This is a genomic window from Nocardia sp. 852002-20019_SCH5090214, from assembly GCF_001665865.1.
Taxonomy (GTDB): domain Bacteria; phylum Actinomycetota; class Actinomycetes; order Mycobacteriales; family Mycobacteriaceae; genus Nocardia; species Nocardia nova.
Genome location: NZ_LZMK01000305.1, coordinates 1 through 1,404 on the forward strand (window position 1 = coordinate 1; position 1,404 = coordinate 1,404).

Here is a 1,404-nt window from a genome sequence, read left to right on the forward strand (position 1 = left end):
ATCCGGGAGCAGATGGCCGAAACCGCCGCCCACGAAGCAGAACTCGCACTCAACCCGCCCGTCGCCCTCGTGGAGCCCGAGCCCGAACCGCAGCAGGAATCGGCGCCGGCCGAGGAGCCGCAGCGGCTCTACGCCAGCGTGTACGAGTTCGTCGAGGACTACGTAGCCCAGGTCTACCGCCGTGAAGTCACCGGACGCAGCTCCGACCGGACACGCCGCTGGTGCCCGCAGTGGTGGCGCCACGGCGAGGCCCGCGGCCGCCTCAAGGCGCTGTGGATGGCGTTCGAGTCGCTGCGCCAGGGCGAGACCGTGGAACAGAGCGTTTTCTGGATCAACCACTTCACCCCGCACATGAACGCGCTCTTCGACACCGAGGGCCCGTTCAAGTTCTGCTCGGCGGTCGACGGCCACCAGACCCAGAACGCCCTCGTGGCGCTGCCTGTGGTCCCGTGGCCCGGCGACGACGAGGACGCCGACCAGCCCGGACCGGTCCATCCGTCCGGGCTGGTGTTGCCCCAGCACGGGACCGTGCACCACCGGCGCGTGGTCCAGACGACGAAATTCCCGTGATGTCCGCGCCGGCAAGACAATCCGCGGCCGCGTCCCACGACCGCGCCAGCCTCGCCCGCGTCACCGAGGCCTTGGAGAAGGTCGTCGGACCGGGACGCGATTCGGGGACATGGATCAAGTACTGCTGCCCGGTCCACGAGGGCGACGGCCGCGGGCACTCACCGAGCTTGGGTGTGAAGTATCTGCCCGACGTCGGCCGGACCAAGGTGGAGTGTTTCGCGGACTGCTCCGACGAGCTGGTCCTGGACGCGATCGGCCTGCAGGTCCGCGACCTCTACGACAAGCCACTGCACCGGGGCGGCCGGGCCCGCCACGGCGCGCCCCGGCCGCGCACCCCCCAGCGGCAGATCTCCCCGGCCGATCGGGCGATCGAAGCGGCCGGAATGCCGTTGGTGAAGCCGAAGAAGGACTACGGCCGCCCCATCGGGCCCGCCCGCACGGTGGCCAGCTACCACTATCACGGCCCGGACGGGCAGGTCGTCGGTGAGGTCGTGCGCAAGCACGTCCCCCGCGAGCACGGCCTGAAAAAGGAGTTCTTCCAGCGGTATTGGGACGCTCGGACAGGCCGGATGGAAGCGGGCGGTTTCGCGCCGGTCCCGTACCGGCTGCCCGAGGTCCTCGAAGCCATCGCCGACGGTCGAACGATCTACATCCCCGAGGGGGAGAAGGACGTCGACGCCGCCTGGCGCTCCGGAGTCCCGGCCACCTGCAACGCCGCCGGCGCGAGCAAGTGGAAGCCCGAACACGCCCAATGGCTCAAAGGTGCTCGGCGCGTGGTGGTCATCGCCGACCGCGATGCCCCCGGCTACCGCCACGCCTACCGGGTCGCCGAGT

1 protein-coding gene and 1 pseudogene are annotated in these 1,404 nt (G+C 70.3%); both read left to right on the plus strand.

All coding sequences use genetic code 11. From position 1 onward, the window contains the following. Positions 1-570, plus strand: a 570-nt coding sequence (locus A5780_RS24465; protein ID WP_064909695.1) for a DUF4913 domain-containing protein, incomplete at its 5' end; no start/stop codon positions are given. Then, a pseudogene (locus tag A5780_RS24470) lies at positions 570-1,404 on the plus strand (hypothetical protein); the annotation flags it as partial. The gene A5780_RS24465 and the pseudogene A5780_RS24470, both read left to right, overlap by 1 nt.